General features: G+C 64.0%; 14 protein-coding genes. 7 read left to right on the top strand and 7 right to left on the bottom strand.

The genetic code is table 11. From position 1 onward, the window contains the following. Positions 1-218 precede the first annotated feature (218 nt). Both ABD283_RS08730 and nth read right to left on the bottom strand, forming a co-directional pair. Positions 219-986 (bottom strand): NUDIX hydrolase, encoded by a 768-nt coding sequence (locus ABD283_RS08730; protein ID WP_344224598.1) that lies wholly within the window; start codon positions 984-986, stop codon positions 219-221. A 17-nt stretch (positions 987-1,003) separates the two neighbouring features. Beyond that, a complete protein-coding gene (gene nth / locus ABD283_RS08725) occupies positions 1,004-1,867 on the bottom strand; it encodes an endonuclease III (protein WP_344224597.1) in 864 nt (287 codons plus the stop codon). Between the two features lie 203 nt (positions 1,868-2,070). Between nth and acs the strand changes: the two genes are divergently transcribed. The 3 genes from acs to ABD283_RS08710 all read left to right on the top strand — a co-directional run bounded on the left by acs (position 2,071) and on the right by ABD283_RS08710 (position 5,413). Beyond that, complete coding sequence (acs, locus tag ABD283_RS08720; protein WP_344224596.1) at positions 2,071-4,023, top strand: acetate--CoA ligase; 1,953 nt, start codon at positions 2,071-2,073, stop codon at positions 4,021-4,023. Between the two features lie 98 nt (positions 4,024-4,121). After that, complete coding sequence (gene aroQ, locus ABD283_RS08715; protein WP_344224595.1) at positions 4,122-4,592, top strand: type II 3-dehydroquinate dehydratase; 471 nt, start codon at positions 4,122-4,124, stop codon at positions 4,590-4,592. After that, positions 4,589-5,413, top strand: coding sequence for a glycine betaine ABC transporter substrate-binding protein (locus ABD283_RS08710; RefSeq protein WP_344224594.1), 825 nt, complete (start codon positions 4,589-4,591; stop codon positions 5,411-5,413). Before aroQ ends, ABD283_RS08710 begins: the two co-directional genes overlap by 4 nt. A gap of 10 nt (positions 5,414-5,423) precedes the next feature. Here ABD283_RS08710 and ABD283_RS08705 read toward each other — a convergent pair whose 3' ends face one another. Next, positions 5,424-6,608, bottom strand: a complete 1,185-nt coding sequence (locus tag ABD283_RS08705) for a MarP family serine protease (RefSeq protein ID WP_344224593.1) — start codon at positions 6,606-6,608, stop codon at positions 5,424-5,426. Positions 6,609-6,869: 261 nt separating this feature from the next. On the opposite strand from ABD283_RS08705, the gene ABD283_RS08700 reads away from it, so the two are divergent. Continuing rightward, the gene (locus ABD283_RS08700; protein ID WP_016996325.1) at positions 6,870-7,547 is read left to right on the top strand and encodes a Crp/Fnr family transcriptional regulator; all 678 of its coding nucleotides are present in this window, start codon (positions 6,870-6,872) and stop codon (positions 7,545-7,547) included. A gap of 98 nt (positions 7,548-7,645) precedes the next feature. Here the strand turns inward: ABD283_RS08700 and ABD283_RS08695 are convergent, their stop codons facing one another. The 3 genes from ABD283_RS08695 to ABD283_RS08685 are packed head-to-tail and all read right to left on the bottom strand — an operon-like array spanning position 7,646 to position 9,273. Next, on the bottom strand, positions 7,646-8,584 hold the full coding sequence (locus tag ABD283_RS08695) for an NUDIX hydrolase (RefSeq protein WP_344224592.1): 939 nt from the start codon (positions 8,582-8,584) through the stop codon (positions 7,646-7,648). Beyond that, positions 8,568-9,047 carry a RidA family protein gene (locus ABD283_RS08690; protein WP_344224591.1) on the bottom strand — a complete coding sequence of 160 codons (480 nt, stop codon included), beginning with the start codon at positions 9,045-9,047 and terminating at the stop codon, positions 8,568-8,570. Before ABD283_RS08690 ends, ABD283_RS08695 begins: the two co-directional genes overlap by 17 nt. A 31-nt stretch (positions 9,048-9,078) precedes the next feature. Next, positions 9,079-9,273, bottom strand: coding sequence for a DUF4177 domain-containing protein (locus tag ABD283_RS08685; protein WP_344224590.1), 195 nt, complete (start codon positions 9,271-9,273; stop codon positions 9,079-9,081). 116 nt (positions 9,274-9,389) lie between these two features. Between ABD283_RS08685 and ABD283_RS08680 the strand changes: the two genes are divergently transcribed. From ABD283_RS08680 to ABD283_RS08670, 3 genes are all read left to right on the top strand, one after another. Further along, positions 9,390-11,543 (top strand): transglycosylase domain-containing protein, encoded by a 2,154-nt coding sequence (locus ABD283_RS08680; protein ID WP_344224589.1) that lies wholly within the window; start codon positions 9,390-9,392, stop codon positions 11,541-11,543. A 5-nt stretch (positions 11,544-11,548) separates the two neighbouring features. After that, a complete protein-coding gene (locus ABD283_RS08675; RefSeq protein ID WP_344224588.1) occupies positions 11,549-12,454 on the top strand; it encodes a metallophosphoesterase in 906 nt (301 codons plus the stop codon). Between the two features lie 170 nt (positions 12,455-12,624). Then, positions 12,625-15,486 carry an FAD-binding and (Fe-S)-binding domain-containing protein gene (locus ABD283_RS08670; RefSeq protein WP_344224587.1) on the top strand — a complete coding sequence of 954 codons (2,862 nt, stop codon included), beginning with the start codon at positions 12,625-12,627 and terminating at the stop codon, positions 15,484-15,486. Positions 15,487-15,576: 90 nt separating this feature from the next. Here ABD283_RS08670 and ABD283_RS08665 read toward each other — a convergent pair whose 3' ends face one another. Beyond that, on the bottom strand, positions 15,577-16,845 hold the full coding sequence (locus tag ABD283_RS08665; RefSeq protein WP_344224586.1) for an MFS transporter: 1,269 nt from the start codon (positions 16,843-16,845) through the stop codon (positions 15,577-15,579). Positions 16,846-16,886 lie beyond the last annotated feature (41 nt).

The following is a 16,886-nucleotide window of genomic DNA, read 5'->3' as shown; positions in this document are numbered from 1 at the left end:
CGTCCGCCACAGCAGGGATCAACACCTGGAACTGGTCCCAGATGGGCTCGATGATGCACGATGGAACAGGAGGCACGAGTGCTCCTGACAGACATGATGATTCTCGACAAATCCGTGTCTACCAGGCCTCGTGCCTGTCTCATGCCACAGCCGTTCCACGCCTATCGGCGGAACCTCTAGGTCGGCCCCGCCCCATCAGCCACTAGCAGCCAAGACGCTCACAGCGGTGCCGGGCGCTTATCGTCCCGATCCCACTCCACGGACCAGCCGAGCCATTCGAGGATCCGGTCGATCACGATTCCGGTGAAACCCCACACGGTGACGGTTTCACTGGTCTCATTGACGCGCACGTCGAATGCCGGGGACTTGTAGGTCTGATGTCCGCGGGTCACCGTCGCGTAGTAGCGGTGTGCCGGATTGATCAGGTCCAGGACGGGCACACGAAACACGAGTGAGGACTCGGCGTGGTCCATCACGTCCACTTCGGACTGGCTCTTCCACCACCCGATGACCGGAGTGACCATGTGATTGCTGATCGGCAGCGGCACGGGATGCAGGGTTCCAAGTACCTCCACGCCGTCCGGGTCCAACCCGGTTTCCTCGTGGGCCTCCCGCAGCGCGCCGCGCACGTGTGGTGCGCTCACCTCGCCGCCGGGAACGGTCATGAGCTCACCAATTTCGCCGTCCGGCGGATCCAAGCGCCCGCCGGGGAACGCGACCTGACCGGGGTGGGAGCGCAAGGTGGCAGAGCGCTGCACCAACAGCACGTCCAGATCCCGGCCCGGCCCCTCACCGTGCTCCTCATATTCCGAAGGAATCTTGTCCAGCGCGCCGAACAGGATGAGTACGGCGGACTGCCGGTAGTCCTCGGACAGCGACCCGATCCGCCAGGGCTCGCGATCCTCCATGTACACCGTGTGACCCTCTTGAGCGAGCTTCAACAGCTGTTCTCGAGCATGCAGGGTGCCGGGTGAGGTGGATTCCATGGGTGTCCTTTCGCAGCTCACGCGCTGAGCGTGTGGCCTTGGGCCCGCAGCTCACGCCGCGTGGCTCCGTTCATGTACCGATCCAGAAGCTCTTCTCGACCAGGTTTCAATTCGTAAGCCAGCAGCTTCCGGGCCACCTGTGGGTCCGTGGGGCCCTCGCCGTACGAGGGACACAGGTCCGCGATCGGGCACACCCCGCACGCGGGCTTCCGCGAATGGCACATGCGGCGGCCATGGTGGATCAACTCGTGGGACAGCTGAGTCCAGACCTTGGCCGGGAACAGTGCGGTGACGTCCTTTTCCACCTTGACCGGGTCCTCCTGGGCGGTCCAGCCGAGCCTGCGCGCCAACCGTCCGAAATGGGTGTCCACGGTGACACCGGGAACCCCGAACGCGTTGCCCAGCACCACGTTCGCCGTTTTACGCCCCACGCCCGGCAGCGTGACCAAGTCCTTGAGTTTCCCGGGCACCTCACCGTTGTACTCGTCCACCACACGGTTGGCGAGCGCCTGGATGGAGCGCGCTTTGGAGCGGTAGAAACCCAACGGCCGCACGATCTCCTGCACCGATTCGGGCTCGGCTTCGGCCAGTTCCTGCGGTCCGGGATAGGTAGCGAACAGGATGGGCGTCACCGAATTCACACGCACGTCGGTGGTCTGCGCGGAAAGGACGGTGGCCACGAGAAGTTGCCAGGCGTCGTCGAAATCCAATTCGGCCACCGCGTACGGGTAGGTCTCGGCGAGAATGCGCTGGATCTTGCGCGCTCGCCGGGTCACGGAGAGGTGACTTTCTTCGCCCGCCCGACGACGCCGCGTCGCCGCCTTGGCTGCCTCATCCGGCGTCACGAAGCGGATGTGTTCGGCAGCTGCGGGGTTATCCATGCTCTCGATCATGCTGGGCGGGGGGTCAGGGGTCAAACCCGTTCCGGAGCCCGGGATGTCACAGCATGACGCGAAATTTCATACCAGCGATTCGGTTAGATCTACCCGTGAAATGTCCACTACGCTGGGACCAAATGTGAACTGCGCCACGCAGGGAGTACTCGCGCGGCTCGCAGCCATGAAGCGACATCAGAAGGAGCGCCATGTCTCAGGACTCAAATGCATCGGAACAGCGCACGTACGCGCCCAGCCAGGAGTTCGCCGCTCAGGCGAACGCCACCGTTGAGCTGTACAAGCAGGCCGAGGACCAGGGCGAGGAGTTCTGGGCCAACCAGGCCCGCGATCTGCTGAGCTGGTCCACCCCGTTCAATTCGGTCCTGGACTGGTCCAACCCGCCGTTTGCCAAGTGGTTCGAGGACGGCAAGCTCAACGCCGCTTACAACGCCGTGGACCGCCATGTGGAGGCCGGCAACGGCGACCGCGTGGCCCTGCACTTCGAAGGCGAGCCCGGTGATAGCAAGTCCTACACCTACTCGGAGCTCAAGGACGAGGTCTCCAAGGCCGCTAACGCGATGGAAGCCCTGGGCGTCACCAAGGGTGATCGCGTGGCCGTGTACATGCCGATGATCGCGGAGGCCGTCATCACCATGTTGGCCTGCGCCCGCATCGGCGCGATCCACTCCGTGGTCTTCGGCGGCTTCTCCGCAGACGCTTTGCGCTCGCGTATTGATGATGGCGAGGCCAAGCTCGTGGTCACCGCGGACGGTTCCTACCGCCGTGGCAAGCCCACCCAGCTCAAGCCCGCCGTGGATGAGGCCCTCTCCAAGGGTGGAGAGAGCGTCAAGCATGTTCTCGTGGTCAAGCGCAACGGCAGCGACGTGCCCTTCGAGGACGGCCGCGACGTGTGGTGGCACGAGGCTCTCGAGTCCGCCAGCACCGAACACACCCCGTCCGAACAGGGCGCGGAAGATCCCCTGTTCGTGCTCTACACCTCCGGCACCACCGGTAAGCCCAAGGGCATCCTGCACACCACCGGTGGATACCTGACCCAGGCCGCGTTCACACACAAGAATGTGTTCGACCTCAAGCCCGAGACGGATGTCTACTGGTGCACCGCGGACGTCGGGTGGGTCACCGGCCACACCTACATCACCTACGGTCCGCTGCTCAACGGCGCCACCCAGGTGATCTACGAGGGCACCCCCGACTCTCCGCACCGCGGCCGGTTCTGGGAGATCGTGCAGAAGTACGGCGTGACCATCCTCTACACCTCCCCCACCGCCATCCGCACCATGATGAAGTGGGGCGAGGACATCCCCGCCGAATTCGACCTCAGCACCCTGCGCTTGCTGGGCACCGTGGGCGAGGCCATCAACCCGGAGGCCTGGTCCTGGTTCCACAAGCACATCGGTGGCGGCAAGTGCCCCATCGTGGACACCTGGTGGCAGACCGAGACCGGCGCCATCATGATCTCCCCGCTCCCGGGCGTGACAGAGGCCAAGCCGGGCTCCGCGCAGATCCCGCTTCCCGGCATCGCCGTGGACGTCGTGGACGATGCCGGCAACTCACTGCCCAACGAGACCGATGGCTTCCTGGTGGTCCGCAAGCCGTGGCCGGCCATGCTGCGCACCATTTGGGGTGACGACGAGCGCTTCGTCAACACCTACTGGGCCCAGTTCGGCGACAAGTACTTTGCCGGTGACGGCGCCAAGCGCGATGCAGACGGTGACGTGTGGATCCTGGGCCGCGTGGACGACGTCATGAACGTGTCCGGCCACCGCCTCTCCACCCCGGAGATCGAGTCCGCGCTGGTCTCCCACCCGTCCGTGGCCGAGGCCGCGGTGGTGGGCGCCGCGGACGAGACCACCGGGCAGGCAGTGTTCGCGTTCGTGATCCTCTCTGATTCCGCGGCCTCCGAGGGCCGGGACCAGGCCGAGCTGTCCGAGGAGATTCGGGGCCACGTGGGCAAGGAGATCTCCCCGATCGCCAAGCCCAAGAAGGTTCTGATCGTTCCCGAGCTGCCCAAGACCCGCTCCGGCAAGATCATGCGCCGCCTCCTGAAGGACGTGGCCGAGGATCGTCCCGTGGGCGACGTCTCCACGCTGGCGGATCAGACGGTCATGCAGCAGATCGTGGATTCGCTCGGCGCCAAGTAGCCGATCGCTTTCCGCCATTGCCGACGCCGCTCGGTGGCCTTTCGAATGAAAAGGTCACCGAGCGGCGTCGTCATGTTGAAGTCGTGTTGAATGGGTCCATGAGCGAGCTCCCCATTTTCGTGTTGAACGGCCCCAACCTGAACACCCTCGGAACGCGCAAGCCCGAGATCTACGGCCACACGACCCTCGCGGACGTTGAAGCCAACGTTCGTGTAAAGGCCTCCGAATTCGGACTGGACGTGGTTTTCGAACAGTCCAACTACGAGGGCCAGATCGTGGAGTGGATCCAGCGGGCGCGCACCGAGGCGTGCGGGATCGTGATCAATCCCGCGGCCCTCACCCACTACTCGATCGCCGTGCACGACGCACTGGAAATGTGTGAGATCCCGATCGTGGAGGTCCACATCTCCAACGTGCACCAGCGCGAATCCTTCCGCCACGTCTCCTTCGTGTCCCCACAGGCCACGGCCGTGATTGCCGGCGCGGGCGTGCTGGGATACGAGCTGGGCGTGCAGGTCGTGGCCAATGAACTGAACAAGACCTCGTCCAAGAGTGAGGACCTTTCATGAACCCCGCTGAACAACAACCTTCCGACACCCTGGTCTACGGACGCATCGACGAGTCCTTCCATCAGGTGGCCGCCGCCGTAGTGGAGGAAGTCCTGCGGCGGCTGGGTCACACCGTGGACGTGGTCGAGGGGCCGCACCCGGAGATGTACCCGCAATTGGCCACCGGTGAGATGGACTTGTTCGCGGACGCCTGGCTGCCCGGCGGGCACGAGGTCTACTGGGAGCAGGTCAAGGAGTCCGCTGTGGAAGCCGCGGTACTTTACGAGGGCTGCATGTTCTACTGGGCGGTCCCGGCCTACATTCCGGAGGATCTGGTCTCCTCGCTCGAGGACCTGGCCAAACCGGAGGTCGTAGAGCGGATGACCACGCTCGCGGTGCAGGGCACCACGCCCGGAGCGGGACTGACCATGCGGTCCGAGACGCTCATCGAGTCCTATGGCTTGGCCAAGGTCGGCTGGAGCCAGGAGATCGGTGACCTGCAGGCCATCATCGACACCGTGAACCAGCGCATGAGCGCCGGGGACTGCTTCGCCACTCCCCTGTGGCAGCCGCAGTACCTCAATGACGTTCACGAACTACGCCCGTTGGCGGATCCGCTCGGCGCGTTCCCCGCACCGGATCGCGCGTCGCTCTTGGCCTACCGGCAGAGCTGGGAGAACCTCACGGAGGAGACCCGTCGCGTGGTGTCTCGGATCAACTACCCGCTCGCGGCAGTCAATGAAATGGATCGCGCCGTAAACCTCGATGGCAAGGATCCGCTCCAGGCCGCCCGCGAGTGGATGGAACGAAACCCTGAAACGGTCAATGCCTGGTTCGCCTGATGTCGTCTGATCAGGAAATGACGCACTCACCGGTGGAGATCGGGGCGGTGGAGCCGGCGGCCGCTTCCAGAATGTTGCTGACCTGTTCCATGGGGATCGCGTAACCGGCCTCACCCTCCACGGCCTTGGCGAAGATCACGCCCACCACGTGGCCGTTGGCGTCCAACAGCGGTCCGCCTGAGTTGCCCTGCTCCACCCGGCCTGCAATCTGGATGATGCTGCGCGAGAGGGTGTCGCCGGTGGTCACGTTCTGGACGGGTGCAAACGCCTCACCCTGGATCGTGGCCGGACGAACCGTGTAGGGGCCGCCCAGCGGGTACCCGGCAAACGAGACCTGCTGGCCACGTTCCACCGAGTTGCTCAGCGACAAGGGTGGCTCCGGCAAATCAGGTGCGTAGAGCACGGCGAGGTCCGAGGCGTCGTCGTACTGCACGGCGTGGGCCTGGTAGACCCGACCGTCGCGGGTCTGGACCACGGGCTGGTCCACGCCGGCCACGACGTGCGCGTTGGTGACCACCAGTCCGGAAGCCGCCACGAAGCCGGAACCCGTTTGGTTCTGTGCGCACTGATCGGCAGTGCCGTAAACCTGCACCACGGACTGCCCCGCGGTCTCGACCGCGTTGGAATCGCTGGTCTGTTCGGGCTCGGGAGCGTCCTCGACCGGGAACAACAGGGAATCGAGCTGGCGAATACCCTGCGACCCACTGACGGCATCGCGGGTTTCGGTCATGGCTTCGCGCACCGGCTCCGGAGTGTACTTCTCAATGGTGCGCAGCACGGAGGAACCCGCTACCTGCTGGGACAGCTGAGGCATACCCAGCTGCCCGACCAACGAGCCGAGCAGTGCCAGGACAATGGCCGCCACGGCCACATTGAGCGCCCCGCCGCCGATGCGGTCCAACACACCCAAACCTGTCTTTTCGGTGAGACGTGCCAGATAGTTCCCCACAATCCCACCGAGAATTTGCCCCAGGACCAATAACCCCAGAACAGTGACAAGGACAAAGGGAATCCGCAGTTCGGAACCCACCTGCGACGAAATCCACGGCCCCGCCCAGAAAGCGGCCACTGCACCCAGCACGAAACCCACCAGAGAGGCCAGAGACCGGAAGAAACCCCTGGACAACCCAGCGATCAGGTAGCCCACCAGCACCAACACAAGGATGATGTCCAGCAGATTGAGGCCCAGGTTCATGTACGTCCTTCGAGGTCGCGCCGCAGACCGCAGGCGGTAAACGGGAAGTAGACAGGTAACCTGTGAGCTTAGAGCCAGGGTCTGAGAAAATCGTGAAATCGAGCCGTGCGTTAGTCTGATCACAGAAAGTCATAAACCCGTCACACGTAGCGTTCACACTCAGCGCAAGAGCTAGTCAGCACCGTGAAGTGTGAAACTCGTTACGATGGTTACAAACCGCGCCTTCTGACCGCGCACCCCCAACTGTTGAGGAGAACCACCTTGGATACCGACGTCCTCCGCCGCGCCCCATTGTTTGCTTCACTGGACGATGAGGCTTTTTCCGCGCTGACCGAGGAGATCACCGAGGTTGACCTCTCCCGCGGTTCCGCTCTCTTCTACGAAGGCGATCCCGGAGATCAGCTCTATTTCATTATTTCCGGCAAGATCAAGCTGGGCCGCACCGCCAGCGATGGTCGTGAAAACCTGGTGGCCATCATGGGTCCGGGTGAGATTTTCGGCGAGATGGCTCTGTTCGACCCGAGCCCCCGCTCCACCTCCGCCACCGCGGTATCCGAAACCCGCCTGGCAGGTTTGAAGCACGAGAACTTGCGCAAGGTCATCACCCGCTCCCCCGAGGTCTCCGCTCAGCTGCTGCAGGCTCTGGCGCGCCGCTTGCGCCGCACCAACGAGAACCTGGCAGATCTGGTCTTCTCGGATGTTCCCGGCCGTGTGGCCAAGGCCCTGCTGGACCTCGCAGACCGCTTCGGTCGTCCCGCAACGGACGGCATTCTGGTGGCTCACGAGCTCACCCAGGAAGAGCTGGCGCAGCTGGTGGGCGCATCCCGCGAAACCGTGAACAAGGCCCTGGCCGAGTTCGTGCAGCGCGGTTGGATCCGTCTGGAAGCTCGCGCCGTGGTCATCCTGGATCTGCAGCGACTCAAGCAGCGTTCCCGCTAAACCTTCAGCGCGGCGGTCGCTTATCGCACTCCGCCCCGCCGACGACGCCGCGGCACGCACCAGGGTACCGCGGCGTTTTCAGTTGCTCAGTACGAGGATCAGTCCTTCAGGACGAGAACCGGGACACCGTCGCGGACCTCCAACGAGGGAGTTTGGACAGCCAGGTCCCGGCGGGCACTGAGAAAGCCAATGGCCGAACTCGACCGCGCGATCGTGTGCAGAATCGTCTGGACGCCCGGAGTGGCCACCTCCCCCAGGTTGAATTCCCGAGCCGCTGTATCCGGGTTCTGTTTCTCCTCTTCACGCCACTCTGCGAACAGCGTGGGTACCGGGGTGTCATGAGGGTCGTTGAGCAGAGTTGCCGCGTCCACCCATCCCAACCAGGACTTCTTATGACGAGTTTTCAAGGGAGAACACCGCTGCCCCACGGGAAGCACCGCGGCAAAGTACCTCAGGTCCACACGCTGGTGGACGAAATCGGACGTCATCCACCGGGCCAGCGGACGCAGCAGTTCGGATCTGAAAGCGAACACCCTGTTGGAGAGTACTTCCGCGAAGGAGATGTCCAGGTCGGATAGTTGCTCTCGTGCGAGCATCCAATCGGCACCGTCCACGTGTTCGGCTATGCCGTCACCTTCTGAACCGGCGAAGAGCAATCCTGTTTCAACGAACACCCTGCGCGCCGCGGCCACGACTGAGCGACGGGCGAGACCGATGTCCTCCGATCCGAGTTTCTCGGCCCACTCCGTGGGACGGGGACCGGACCAGATCAGGGGCTCGTCATCGCTGGCCTCCAGGAGACCGCCCGGAAAGGACAGCTGCCCGAAAGAGGGGCGGTCCGGGCGGAACATCATGAGAGCTTCCAGGCCGCGGTCACCGTCTCGAACCACGACGACGGAGGCCGCGTGCCTGGGGGCCGAACCGTGGATTCCTACGCCTCGATCCAACCAGGCCAACGCGGCCTTCCGGTGCGCCTGCGGAACGTGGAACAGCCGTTCCGAGGATCCGCGGGCGGTGGCTCTAGCTGAACTCGACAATCAGTTCGACCTCCACGGGCGAGTTCAGCGGCAATACGCTCACACCCACTGCCGAGCGGGCGTGCTTGCCCTTTTCACCGAAGATGTCGCCCAAAAGTGTGGACGCGCCGTCGATCACGCCGGGCTGACCGTAGAAATCGGATGCGGAGGCCACGAACCCGGTGACTTTCACGACGCGGACCACACGGTCCAGGTCTTCGATCTGAGCCTTCACGGCTGCCACAGCGTTAAGTGCGGAGCGGGCGGCCAATTCCTTGGCGCGTTCCGGGCTGACGTGGTTCTCACCCTCGGTCTCGCTCACCACACCAGTGGCGGGCAGAGCGCCGTCGATGAACGGCAGCTGACCGGCGGTGTACACGTACTTGCCGGTGACCGCGGCCGGGGCGTAGGCCGCAACGGGGGCTGAGACCTCCGGCAAGGTGAGGCCTAGTTCTTCAATGCGTTCTTCAATCGAACTGCTCATAGTTCTTACTGGCCCTTTCGGTGCAGGTCGATCAGTTCTTGGGTCGCTTGAAATACGCGATGGGGTTGGTTTGAACCGGGGCGTTGACGTTAGCGGCCGGAACATCAGCGGTCTGGGTGCCCGGCAGGACGGTCACCAACTCCCAGCCATCGTCACCCCAGTTGTCGAGGATCTGCTTAGTAGCGTGGATCATGAGCGGAACGGTTGCATACTCCCAAGTGGTCATGATCACCACCCTAGTGCCAGCCCCCGGCCGTGTCCGTTCAAAGTTTGCTGACGAACCACTGTGACAGTGCTCTCGGGTGCACCCTTGCTCCCAGTCACGGCTTGTACACTGGCGCAATGGCATCACGCAAGAATTCGGACTCCGAGTCCACCTCGGTCTTCGGCAATGTTGTGGCATTCCTCGCCACCTCTGTAGTCGCAGGCATCGTGGCAGCAGGGTTACTCGTTCCGCCCGCAGCGGCAGTCGGCATGGCTTCCAACGCTTCCATCGGATGGTTCAAGTCTCTCCCGGACGAGATGGAAATGGGGCCGCTGTCCCGTTCCTCCACGGTGGTCGCTCGCGACGGCACCGAAATTGCCACGTTCTTCGCCCAGAACCGTGAACCGGTCGATCTGGAAGACATGTCTCCGAACATGCAGGATGCCATCCTGGCCATCGAGGACCGTGAGTTCTACCAGCACGGCGGCGTTGACCCGGGCGGCATCGTCCGCGCCATGGGTAACAACATCTTGCGTCCCAGTGCCCGACAGGGCGCCTCCACCATCACGCAGCAGTACGTGAACAACCTGCTGATCGACCAGCAGGTTCGTGCCGGCGAGCAAGCCAGCACCATTGGTTCCGACAAGGGCGTGGTGGACAAGATCAAGGAGATCAAGCTGGCGCTGTCCATGGAACAGGAAATGTCCAAGGACGAAATCCTGGAGGGCTACCTGAACATCGTGTTGTTCGGCGGCCAGAACTACGGTGTCGAGGCAGCCGCCCAGTACTTCTGGGGCATCCCCGCCTCCGAGCTGAACATCCAGCAGTCCGCCACCCTGGCCGGCATGGTGCAGTCCCCCAACTACTACAACCCGCAGGTCAACCCTGAAGCCTCTGAGCAGCGCCGAAACCTGGTGCTGGACACCATGCTCCAGACCGACGCCATCACACAGCAGGAGCATGACCAGGCAGTAGCGGCTCCCCTGGATCTCGATATCCACGCGAGCAACTCCGGTTGCACCGCCGCTGAGACCGCACCGTACTTCTGCGATTACGTTCAGAACGAGTTCATGCAGTCCGAGGCTTTCGGTGCCACCCCGGACGAGCGTTTGGCAACCCTTCAGCGCGGCGGCCTCACGATTCACACCACGCTGGACATGAACGCACAGCGTGCTGCCGAGCGTGAGGTCAACAACACTCAGCCCCGTGACGACAACCCGGACAATGTCTCCACCGCACTGGTGTCGCTGGAGCCCGAGAACGGCCACATCGCCTCGATGGCCCAGAACACCTTCTACTCGGGTGCCGAGGGAGACTCCAATACCACGTACAACTTCAACGTGGACACCACCATGGGTGGTGCCGGTGGCTTCCAGGCCGGTTCGACCTACAAACCGGTGACATTGGCCCAGTGGATCAACGACGGCAAGACCGTCAACGAGACCATTGATGCTCGCCGCACCCACTACCCCGCGGATTACCAATGGGAGGCGTCCTGCTTGCCCGGTGGCGTGAAGTACGAGCCCGGAGACGACGGTAACGGGTTCGAATTCCAGAACGCGGAACGCGGTTACGAACGTCGCATGCAAGTGGACTACGGCATTTACAACTCCATCAACTCCGCCCTGTTCGCCATGGCGGCCGAGCTGGACCTGTGCGACATCGGCAAGATGTCCGAGAGCCTGGGCATCCACGACGGCAAGACCGGCGAACCGGTTGACACCACCATCCTGTCCTCGCTGCTCGGAGGTTCGGCGGATATTGCTCCGATGACCATGGCCCGGGCATTCTCAGCGTTCGCCAACGACGGCGTGATGTGTGAGGTCCGCTCCATGACCAAGGTTGAAGACTTCACCGGCAAGACCTATGACGTCCCCGCAGACAAGTGCGAACGCGCCATCAAGGAAGAAGTGGCTCAGGGTGTGAACTACACGCTGGATCAGGTACTGGTGCGTGGTTCCGGCTGGCAGCGCTCCATCGGACTCCCGGGGGCCTCTGCGGCCAAGACGGGTACCACCGACAACTCCACGCAGACCTGGATGGTGGGCTACACCAAGGGCCTGTCCACTGCCTCGTGGGTTGGTAACTACGAGCTGGGTTCCCGTTCCCTGAACGGGCTGTCCATCGGCGGGCGCACCGGTGGCTCGGACACCGATTGGGTGGACGGCTCCACCTACGCGGGTACGCAGTGGCAGAACTTCATGCGTGACGTGGCTCGGGACTATGACACCGGCCAGTTCTCCGATCCGCCCTCGCGGGTCCTGGGCAATAGCAACCAGTCCGACAATTGAGTTCTATGAGTAACGGTGTCCGCGTGGCCGCCGCAGTCACCGCAGGGGTGGGTGCGGCGGGCGCGGGCACGGCCGCGTGGGCGGTCCTCGGCGAGCGCCGTCGTTTCCAGTTGCGGCAGGAGACCGTGCGGGCCTTACCCGAGGGATCCCGCCCGCTGCGGATCCTTCACGTCTCCGATCTGCACACGGTCCCTGGACAGGAAGCCAAGAAGCGCTTCGTGCAGTCGCTGGCCGCTCTCCGCCCGGACCTGGTGATCGACACCGGCGACAACCTCTCCCACATGCGGGCACTTCCGTATCTGTTGGAGATCCTGGAGCCGCTCTTCCAGTTCCCGGGCGTGTACGTGCCCGGCTCCAATTGCTATTTCGCTCCCGAGCTCAAGAATCCGTTCAGGTACCTGTGGAAGACCACGGCCAGCGAGGATCCCGTGGACAACACGCGGTTGCCCACCGAGGACATGCACAGCGCGTTCGACGCCGCCGGCTGGACCGGGCTCATCAACCGCCACGATCGCCTCCGCGTGCGCGACACCGTGCTCGACTTCTCGGGCGTGGACGATCCACATCTGGCCTACGACCGCCACCCCGGTTTTTCACCAGTCTCGTCCGGGGACCGCGCCGCCGCCCTCCGAATCGGCGTGGCGCACGCACCGTACCTGCGGACCCTTGACCGATTCGTCGCGGACGGCGCCGACCTCATCTTCGCCGGACACACCCACGGCGGTCAGGTGTGCCTGCCCGGTGGCCGTGCTCTGGTGAGCAACTGCGATCTGGACCCGGCCATCTGCAAGGGGCTGATCGATCACCGGGGTGTTCCGGTGAACATCTCTCAGGGGCTGGGTGAATCCCGCTTTGCTCCCGTGCGGTTGTTCTGCCCGCCCCAGGCGGTTCTGATCACGCTCACGGACTAAGGGTTACTGATGTCCGAGGGCTCTTGTAGACAAGGGCTCCGATGGAGTCCCCCCACTGTCACCCGGGTCAGCAACTCTCCGAGCCACGCGCGGAACAGCGGTGTCGTGTGCATGTCGACCTGTGGTCTTACCATGGGTGTCAGCACCGTCACACCACGCAGGAGCATCTCATGAGCGCACCCGTCCAAGACCAGGCCGTTACTGCCGTTGAGCAATTCGTAGCGCAGGTGCGCCGGGCTTGCGGTGCGAACACCATCACCGAAAGTGAGTTGGAGCGCCGAGTTCTCGCTCACGACGCCTCTCATTACCTACTGCAGCCCCAGGCCGTGGTGCGCCCTCAGAATGCGGAGCATGTGGGCAGCGTTTTCGCCGCGGCCGCGCGTCACGGACTGGGTCTCACGTTGCGTTCGGGTGGCACATCATTGTCCGGTCAGGCCGTGTCCGATCAGGTTCTGGTGGATACTCGCCGTCACTTCCGCGACATCGAGGTCTTGGACAACGGTGCCCGCGTGCGTGTTCAGCCCGGTATCACCATTCGGCAGGTCAACGCCCGCCTGGCGCCGCACGGTTACAAGCTGGGCCCGGACCCCGCGAGTGAGGCCGCGTGCACCGTGGGCGGTGTGGTGGCCAATAACTCGTCGGGCATGGCGTGCGGCACCGAGTTCAACACGTACCGGACCCTTGAATCCATGACCGTGGTGCTACCCTCCGGCACGGTCATCAACACCGCAGATGCGGATGCTAATGCGCAGTTACGCGCCGCCGAACCCGACCTTCACGAGGGCCTGCTTCGGTTGCACCAGCGGGTCAACCAGAACCCCGCGTCAGTACGCACCATTGAGCGGCTGTTCGCCATGAAGAACACCATGGGGTACGGGCTCAACGCGTTCGTCGATTTCGACGAACCCGTACGGATCCTCGAGCACCTCATGATTGGTTCCGAGGGCACACTGGGTTTCGTGGCGCAGGCGGTGTTCCGCACCGTTCCGATTCATCAGAACGTGGCCACCGGCCTCCTGGTGTTCCCCACGGTAGTGGCCGCGACGAGCTCTGTCCCGCAGTTGGTGGATGTCAATTCGGCAACCGTGGAGCTGCTGGACGCTACCTCGTTGAAGGTCTCCCAGCGCACCGGCCAGGCTCCCCCGGTGATCATGGACATCTCCGTGGACCAGCAGGCCGCGCTACTCGTGGAATACCAGGCGGATTCGGAAGCCGAGGTGCGGGAGCAAGCGCACGCGGCGTCGTCGTTATTCGAGGACCTGGGTCTTGAGAGCCCGGCGCAACTGACCACCGATCCGAAGGAACGCGCAAGTCTGTGGACCGTGCGCAAGGGCCTGTACACCACCGTGGCGGGCAACCGGCCGACCGGTTCCAACGCGCTGCTCGAGGACATCGTGGTGCCGGTGCCGCAGCTGGGTGAGACGTGCGAGGACCTGACGGCGTTGTTCGACGCTCATGGCTACGAGGATTCCGTGATTTTCGGGCATGCCAAGGACGGCAACGTGCACTTCATGCTCAACGAGCAGTTCACCGACCCCGAGCAACTGAAGCGCTACGAACGTTTCACGGAGGACATGGTGGATCTGGTCCTCGACCGCGGTGGCGCGCTCAAGGCCGAGCACGGTACCGGGCGCATCATGGCTCCTTTCGTCCGGCGGCAATACGGGGACGAACTCTACGAGGTGATGCTCGAGCTCAAGCGCCTGATCGATCCGGACTACCGCTTCAATCCCGGCGTGATTCTCACCGATGATCCCACCGCGTACCTGCGTGATCTCAAGACCGCTCCCACCGTGGAGGAAGAGGTCGACCGGTGCGTGGAGTGCGGTTACTGCGAACCGGTGTGCCCGTCCCAGAATTTGACCCTCACGCCGCGGCAGCGCATTGCGGGTCGTCGCGAGATCGCAGAAGCGGAGCTTGCGGGTGAGAGCGAGTTGGCGGGGCGGCTTTCCCGCGAGTACGACTACGCGGGTCTGGACACGTGCGCCGTGGACGGTATGTGCGTCACGGCCTGCCCCGTGCACATCAACACCGGCGATCTGGTGCGGCGCCTGCGCGCGGAAAATCACTCGAAGGTCGCCGACTTCGTGTGGGCGGGTCTGGCACGTTCCTGGTCCGTGACCGCCCCGGGCGCAGCTTTCGCCTTGTCCGTGGCCAAGCGGCTGCCAGCGGTGTTGCCCGTCAGCGCCACCACGGTGGGTCGTGCAGCCCTGGGTGCGGACAACGTGCCGCAGTACAAGCCTCAGCTTCCCGCCGGCGGTCGTTCGCGTGATTTCTTGACGACGTCGCCCGCCAACGTTTCCTCCGATACCTCCCAGGCCGTGTTCTTCCCCGCCTGCATCGGTGCCATGTTCGGCACGGTGGAGGGCCAGGGGCCTTCGGTGTCCGAGGCCTTCCTCAAGCTGTGCCGACGGGCGGGAGTGGATGTGAACATTCCCGAAGGCATTACGGCCACGTGCTGCGGTACGCCCTGGAAGTCCAAGGGCCTACCCACCGGCTACGAGACCATGTCCCACCGCACCCTGGAGACCCTGTGGGAGGCCTCCGATCACGGCCGGCTGCCAGTGGTGTGCGATGCGTCCTCGTGCACCGAGGGCCTGGAGACCATGCAACAGTTGGCAGCGGACTCCGAGAAGTACGCACCGTTGCGTTTCGTGGATGCCGTGGAGTTCGTCTCGGAACACGTGCTGAACCGACTCACCGTATCCGAACCAGTGCGCTCCGTTGCCGTGCACCCCACGTGTTCCTCCGTGCAACTGGGCATTAACGACCACCTGATGCGACTGGCCAATGCCGCTGCGGAACGAGCGACCGTTCCTTTCGCGTGGGGTTGCTGCGGGTACGCCGGTGACCGCGGGATGCTGCACCCGGAGTTGACCGCTGCCGCCACGGCTCCTGAAGCCGCCGAGGTCAATGCCACCTACTACGACGCCTACGTGTCCCTCAACCGCACGTGCGAACAGGGCATGACCGAGGCAACCGGTAAGCCTTATGAGCATGTGCTGCAGGTCCTCGAGCGTACGACCAGGTGACGTAGGGCAGAGGCGGCTCCGAGCGGCGTCGCCAGCTGTGCAATGACGCAGGGCGGCGCCGTTCGATCGCTGCGTGAGTCAACGACGACATCAGACTTCACGACGGGGGTGCGGTACGGCTCGAGAGGCCGCCCGCGCCACCGGAACGGTAGAGACCAGGCACACGACCACGCCGAAGGCCAAACATGCGATGAAGCCCCTGACCGGTCCGATCCCCAAGAGATCGCCCACGAACGGGCCCAGTACGGCGAGCACGAACGGCACCGCGAAACCGGTGTAGGTCAGGGTGTAGAAGACACCGATGAGCGCGCCCAGTTCGTGGGGTTCGGCGATGATTTCCACCTCGCGCAGGCCGGAGACCATCATGATGCCGTAGCTGCAGCCCAGGATGATCGCCGCGGGAACCACCAGTAGAGCGCTGTTGAGTTCAATGGCCACGGCACCCAGTACCAGCCCCACGCTCGCCGCCCCCAACCCCACGACCGACAGCGGCAACCAACCGTGCGTGGCGAGTTTCGCGGCGACCGGTTGGATGAAGACACCCGAGAACATGCCCACGCCAGAGATGAGGCCGAGGTAGGCGACCGGGTATTCGACCGTGTCCGTGACGAAACCGGGGATGCTCGTGAACGCGACGGTTGCCGTACCGAAGACCCACGGGGCCCACGCGGCGACCGCCCAGAAGAAGCGTCCCGTCAGCGCGATGCGCGGCACGAGCGGCGGGCGCTTGACCCGCCCTTCGGTGGGAAACTGTGTTTCGGGCACGCCCCACACGAGGGGAATGGTCACAATCACCAGGGCGATGTGCAAGAGATAGGGCGTGATCTGCGGGCCCGGCAGGAACTCCGCGAACTGGCCCGCAATGAGTGGTCCGCCGCCGAAACCCGCCGAGAGCACGATGGTCGCCCGCCGCGGTCCGGCCGAGGGCCGATCCACGCACAATTGCTTGATCCACGCCGAGCCCGACGACATGGCCATGCCCACTCCGAAGCCCATGATCCAGCGGCCCACGTAGAGCACCCATTCGGGAGCCTCGCTACCAGCGGCCAAAATACCTGAGGCCACGGCCACGAGTATCAGTGCCGGACGCACGACCGCGCGGCGACCGTAGTGGTCGGAAATGGGGCCGAAGATCAGGAGCGCAGGCACCAGTCCCGCCGCATAGATCCCGAACATCGCGGTCACGGAGGCTTCCGAAATGCCGTCCTGGTCGCGGTAGACCTCCAGCATGGGGGCGAAGAGGTTGGTACCGAATCCCACGGCAAACATCGCAAGTCCCACGCGGATCCACGTGCGAGAGGTGATGGGACCGCCCTTCGACGGGGAGTTGGTGTCACCGGAGGCGGGCCACGCATTCATATAGGGGACCTTACCTGTGATTCCCGACACTGTGGTCAGTA

The sequence above is a fragment of the Kocuria atrinae genome (assembly GCF_039531425.1).
In the GTDB taxonomy this organism is placed as follows: Bacteria; Actinomycetota; Actinomycetes; order Actinomycetales; family Micrococcaceae; genus Kocuria; species Kocuria atrinae.
The sequence above is the reverse complement of the archived record's forward strand: the minus strand, read 5'-3'. Positions and strand labels throughout refer to the sequence as shown.

What these genes read in the sequence shown, in the direction of transcription:
- ABD283_RS08730 (WP_344224598.1), bottom strand. Translation starts at nt 986, where the DNA reads ATGGAATCCACCTCACCCGGCACCCTGCATGCTCGAGAACAGCTGTTG.
- nth (WP_344224597.1), bottom strand. Translation starts at nt 1,867, where the DNA reads ATGGATAACCCCGCAGCTGCCGAACACATCCGCTTCGTGACGCCGGAT.
- acs (WP_344224596.1), top strand. Translation starts at nt 2,071, where the DNA reads ATGTCTCAGGACTCAAATGCATCGGAACAGCGCACGTACGCGCCCAGC.
- aroQ (WP_344224595.1), top strand. Translation starts at nt 4,122, where the DNA reads ATGAGCGAGCTCCCCATTTTCGTGTTGAACGGCCCCAACCTGAACACC.
- ABD283_RS08710 (WP_344224594.1), top strand. Translation starts at nt 4,589, where the DNA reads ATGAACCCCGCTGAACAACAACCTTCCGACACCCTGGTCTACGGACGC.
- ABD283_RS08705 (WP_344224593.1), bottom strand. Translation starts at nt 6,608, where the DNA reads ATGAACCTGGGCCTCAATCTGCTGGACATCATCCTTGTGTTGGTGCTG.
- ABD283_RS08690 (WP_344224591.1), bottom strand. Translation starts at nt 9,047, where the DNA reads ATGAGCAGTTCGATTGAAGAACGCATTGAAGAACTAGGCCTCACCTTG.
- ABD283_RS08685 (WP_344224590.1), bottom strand. Translation starts at nt 9,273, where the DNA reads ATGACCACTTGGGAGTATGCAACCGTTCCGCTCATGATCCACGCTACT.
- ABD283_RS08680 (WP_344224589.1), top strand. Translation starts at nt 9,390, where the DNA reads ATGGCATCACGCAAGAATTCGGACTCCGAGTCCACCTCGGTCTTCGGC.
- ABD283_RS08675 (WP_344224588.1), top strand. Translation starts at nt 11,549, where the DNA reads ATGAGTAACGGTGTCCGCGTGGCCGCCGCAGTCACCGCAGGGGTGGGT.
- ABD283_RS08670 (WP_344224587.1), top strand. Translation starts at nt 12,625, where the DNA reads ATGAGCGCACCCGTCCAAGACCAGGCCGTTACTGCCGTTGAGCAATTC.
- ABD283_RS08665 (WP_344224586.1), bottom strand. Translation starts at nt 16,845, where the DNA reads ATGAATGCGTGGCCCGCCTCCGGTGACACCAACTCCCCGTCGAAGGGC.